Below are 4,252 nucleotides of genomic sequence, written 5' to 3'. Positions count from 1 at the left end.
CATGTCGATGAGCAGCAGATCGGACGGCCTGAGTTCTCCCTTTGGCACACCGGAAGGCGTGATGACAATCAGGCCGTCGTCGCGGCGATAACTGATATTACCATCGCAGGCTACGACCAGCCCGCCTTCCTTCATCTTCCGGCCGATGCAGCATAGTTGTTTTTTTGTATCCTTTGTATCCATACCATTCACCTGTTCTTTCCTAAAAGATATCTCAATCATATCACAAAGTCCGTATGATAGTAAAAAATCAAAGTGTCACCGTAAAGGTGATGACGCCATTCTTATACGAAACATTGATAGAGCCTTTCAACAGCCGTACCAGTTCTTCCGCCATAGACAGGCCGATACCGTATCCGGCTTTGGCACTGCTGTGCGATTCATCCCCCCGATAGAAACGTTCGAAAAACCTCGTATAATCGACGCCCTTTCCACCGGCAAAATCATTAGAGACGGTCAGTACAGCCCCCTTGCCGATTTTCTTCGTCGTCAGAGTCACGGTAATCGTTCCTGCTTCATCGCAATACTTAACGGCATTATCGAGAAGGATACTGGCGATTTCATAGACACAGCGCTGATCCGCCACGACATGGATTCCCTCTTTTATGCGTGGCACGAGCATCTTTCCCTGGTCTTTGGCCAGAGCATCGAAAGATTGGACAGCCGACTGGATTTCATGAGAAATATCTATATCCTGCAGCGTTATATCTGCCCGGGAACGTTCGCCCCTTTTTGCCAGCATGATCAAATCATTGATCAGCTGTGACTGGCGCCGGACCTGTTTTAAAATATTGTCCGTCCACTGACTCTTGCCGTTGAGCATCTCGATAGTCTCAGCATTGGCCGAAATGATGGCAATCGGTGTTTTTAATTCGTGGCCGGCATTGGTAATAAACCGTTTCTGGTTTTCCATATTGCGGACAAAAGGCCGGACGGCCAGGCTGGACAAAGCCGCCAGAATGATTACATACAGAACAATGACAATCAGACCAAACCAGAAGGAATAGCGCAGCATATGATTGATGGACATGATATTTTTCGTGCTGTCCAGTACAATGAGCAGCCGGGACCCATCGGGATAGTCCTTCCTGAGATAGGCATAAACGGCCTTATCTTTATTGAGGAAACCTTTATCACTGGAAAGGCGGGATGCCATGTCAGCATAGACAATTGCTGAAGAAGCATCAAAAGCAGCGGTATGACTGATATCGACACGGGACACAGTCTGGTCTGCATCCCAGTAGACAGAAAAATATCGTACCTGGTAGAGAAAATCGGGTGTACTGGAAATCCAGTCATCACCGTCCAGCAGTACTTTATCGACGGCTGACCAGCCTGCATCACGATGAATCTGCCGTCCATCCGGCAACGTTCCGTCATTTTCAGCAATAGAAGTTATAATCCAGTCGATCTCCCTTATTTCATGCATATACACGATAGCATTGAGGACGGCCAGTGCTCCGACTACGATGATGATGACAGCGGCAGTACCGGCCAGGATAAACTTCCGGTGCATCTTTTTAATCATACTCATATCAGGACTCCTGCATGAGGCAGAAGGGACCTCCTTCATCGCCCCGGATCGTAATATCGGCATCGATAGCCGCTAATTTTTCTTTAAGATAGGAAATGTAAATCCAGACAATTTTTTCATCTTCGTCCTCATCGGGCCAGACGCGGCTGAGGATATCACTAGTTGTCAGATCCTTATGGGCATTCATCATCAATAACTGCATGAGTTTCGTTTCTTTGGCCGAAAGGCGGACCGCATTAGTACTGCATAATTCCTGTTCCGCCACATCCAGAGACACGGAACCAGTCTGCAGCTTCTGTGGTGTAAATGCCGTCGAACGCCGTGTCATGGCCCGCAGACGGGCCAGTAATTCAGCCATGGCAAAGGGCTTGGTCAGATAATCGTCCGCTCCGGCATCCAGTCCGTTGATACGGTCCGATACTTCTGATTTGGCTGTCAGCATAATGACCGGCGTCACATCGCCGCCATCGCGGATCTGCTGCAGCGCCTGTACCCCGTCCAATTTGGGCATCATAATATCAAACACCATACAATCATAGGAATGGCTCTGTGCCATGCGGACTGCCGCCTCTCCATCATAGACAGGATCGACTTCATACCCCGAATGGGTCAGTATGGCAACCAGTGCAGCCGACATATCTTTTTCGTCTTCTGCCAGTAAGATTTTCATTACGATTTCCCTCCTGTGTTATCTGCACGAATCAGATTCCGTATGGTCTGCATAGATAAATCACACGAAGCCAGTTCATCGGCACAGCGTTTCAACTCGCGGCTGATCATTTCCGGATTCTGGATATGTTTTTTATATTTCATTTCATGTTCCAGGCTGGCCCAGGAATCCATCGCCAGTGTGCGAAGCTGTATTTCCGCAAAGTAGCGCCCCGGGTTGTGTCCCAGCACGTCGATAAACGGTGTTGTCACGGCGAGGATCAGATGATAGCTGCGATATCCGTTGGGCTTGGCATGGCGGACATAATCCTTCTCCTCTACTACCTCTACCTGAGGCAACTGGCGTAAGTAATTAATATTGGTATAAATATCGTCGATAAACCGGCAGACGATCCGCAGCCCGATAGCGTCGTGAATGTCATATAATGCTGAACGTTCTGTCTGCGGCAGTCCTTTCCGGTCACATTTGCCGCGCATACTGCTGTCTGTCTTTATGCGGTACAGCAAGTGTTCATAAATCGTCGAACCCGTGCGGGCCTTTTCCCGTTCACTATACGCCCGGATTTCCCGGACCAGTGTTTCCATGACCTGTTCCAGCGAAGTCCTGTATATGCCGTATATATCTGTTTCCATGTACTCACCCTTTTATCACTATAATGATTTAGTATACCAGACCGAACCGTGAAATGCCATGTGCCGGCCATCACAATTTCGTCACAGTTACAACGTTTTCTCCTTCTATTGTACCACATCTGCTTGACATCTGCCGGGAAAGCCCCTATGCTGAAAGTATCTACTGACAGAAAGGATGAAGACCTATGACGATAAAAAAAGCTGTATCCAATGACATCGATGACGTAGCCCGGAGCTATGAAGCCTTGTTCGATTATTTCGATTCCCATCGCGACCGGACGCACTGGCTGCGGGGAACCTATCCGACCCGTGCCGTAGCCGAACGGGGAGTTGCCGAAGGCTGGCTGTACGTACTGCGCGATGAAGAGGGCACGCTCCTGGCCAGTATGCTCCTCAATCACCATCAGGACCACGAATATGCTTCCCAGCCCTGGCGATATCCGGCAGATTCCGCACACGTGCTGGTACTGCATACGCTCTGTGTACTCCCCGGGCACAGCCGCCGCGGCATTGGCCGGCAGATGGTACAGTTTGCCCTGGACCAGGCCCGTTCCCGGGGATGTACGGTCATGCGCTTCGACACGAATATTGATAATATTCCCGCCAGCCACCTCTATGAAAATATGGGATTTGAACTAGTCAGCACGGGAAAGGCTATGCTAAATGGAATATTGCCTGTTACGTTACGCTATTATGAAAAGAAACTGGATTAAGGTGCATCTCATCGGATCATGGCTGTTGGCCCTTTGCCTTTGTATCGCTGTTCTGACAGTCTGGCCAGCCGCTGCCGCCGCACATCAGCCGGCAGTGACTCAGGACATGCCGTCCTCTCCGGCTGCCCGGGAATGGAAGGATGACGGGCTGGGCATCTCCCTGCAGCTTCCCGCTGGCTTTGCCCTGACTACGCCGCCCCGTCCGGAAATACACTTGGCAGCCGTACAGCCAGAGGGCCGGCTCTGCATCCAGATTTCGGAAGAAAAGCGAAGTCAGCCCATATCCCCGGGCAAGCAAAAAGCCTATCTGAAACAAAGCTGGGAAGCCTACCGGCGCGTATTGAAAACGGATCATACCGTCCGGGACATCCACACGGGTATGACTCATATCGGCACCCATCAGGCATCCCGTCTGACCTATACACAACGGTTCTACCTGGGGGACCAGATCATCGACCTGTACACCGAACGCTACCTTCTTTTATGGGGAAACAGCCTGTATATCCTGACACTGACGGCCGATGCCCAAACGAAAGAACCATATCTTCCGGCTATGCGCCAGTGTCTGCAAACGTTTACAACGTATTAGCTTCCCGATGCAGGATGTGTTTTCAGCTATGTATGAATAAGCCTCGATAAATAAGGGATGCCGTGATTCACACAGCATCCCCCTGTCATGCAAAACAGCTTGCAGATATGGTCT

The 4,252-nt window shown here is 50.2% G+C and carries 6 protein-coding genes; 2 read left to right on the top strand and 4 right to left on the bottom strand.

Annotated elements, in window-relative coordinates; translation table 11 throughout:
• The 4 genes from DBO31_RS01170 to DBO31_RS01155 all read right to left on the bottom strand — a co-directional run.
• Nucleotides 1-183 (bottom strand): class II aldolase/adducin family protein (locus DBO31_RS01170; RefSeq protein ID WP_150824239.1); only part of this gene is annotated, 183 nt, incomplete at its 3' end.
• Between the two features lie 67 nt (nucleotides 184-250).
• Entirely contained in the window at nucleotides 251-1,534 is a 1,284-nt protein-coding gene (locus tag DBO31_RS01165) for a HAMP domain-containing sensor histidine kinase (RefSeq protein WP_075581156.1), read from the bottom strand.
• Between the two features lies 1 nt (nucleotide 1,535).
• Nucleotides 1,536-2,204 carry a response regulator transcription factor gene (locus DBO31_RS01160; RefSeq protein ID WP_113855744.1) on the bottom strand — a complete coding sequence of 223 codons (669 nt, stop codon included), beginning with the start codon at nucleotides 2,202-2,204 and terminating at the stop codon, nucleotides 1,536-1,538.
• Nucleotides 2,204-2,836: a GTP pyrophosphokinase family protein gene (locus DBO31_RS01155; protein WP_150824238.1), complete on the bottom strand. Its 633-nt coding sequence runs from the start codon at nucleotides 2,834-2,836 to the stop codon at nucleotides 2,204-2,206. The genes DBO31_RS01160 and DBO31_RS01155 overlap by 1 nt, the downstream gene beginning before the upstream one ends.
• Nucleotides 2,837-3,021: 185 nt before the next feature.
• Here DBO31_RS01155 and DBO31_RS01150 point away from each other — a divergent pair, with 185 nt between their 5' ends.
• Nucleotides 3,022-3,549 carry a GNAT family N-acetyltransferase gene (locus tag DBO31_RS01150; RefSeq protein ID WP_150824237.1) on the top strand — a complete coding sequence of 176 codons (528 nt, stop codon included), beginning with the start codon at nucleotides 3,022-3,024 and terminating at the stop codon, nucleotides 3,547-3,549.
• On the top strand, nucleotides 3,530-4,138 hold the full coding sequence (locus tag DBO31_RS01145; RefSeq protein WP_150824236.1) for a hypothetical protein: 609 nt from the start codon (nucleotides 3,530-3,532) through the stop codon (nucleotides 4,136-4,138). Before DBO31_RS01150 ends, DBO31_RS01145 begins: the two co-directional genes overlap by 20 nt.
• Nucleotides 4,139-4,252: the final 114 nt, after the last annotated feature.

Source organism: Megasphaera sp. DJF_B143 (assembly GCF_900320625.1).
In the GTDB taxonomy this organism is placed as follows: Bacteria; Bacillota; Negativicutes; order Veillonellales; family Megasphaeraceae; genus Megasphaera; species Megasphaera hexanoica.
Note: the sequence above shows the minus strand (reverse complement) of the source record. Positions and strands in the feature narration are given on the sequence as shown.

Coding starts and splice junctions, on each gene's coding strand:
- DBO31_RS01165 (WP_075581156.1), bottom strand. CDS start 1,534: ATGAGTATGATTAAAAAGATGCACCGGAAGTTTATCCTGGCCGGTACT.
- DBO31_RS01160 (WP_113855744.1), bottom strand. CDS start 2,204: ATGAAAATCTTACTGGCAGAAGACGAAAAAGATATGTCGGCTGCACTG.
- DBO31_RS01155 (WP_150824238.1), bottom strand. CDS start 2,836: ATGGAAACAGATATATACGGCATATACAGGACTTCGCTGGAACAGGTC.
- DBO31_RS01150 (WP_150824237.1), top strand. CDS start 3,022: ATGACGATAAAAAAAGCTGTATCCAATGACATCGATGACGTAGCCCGG.
- DBO31_RS01145 (WP_150824236.1), top strand. CDS start 3,530: ATGAAAAGAAACTGGATTAAGGTGCATCTCATCGGATCATGGCTGTTG.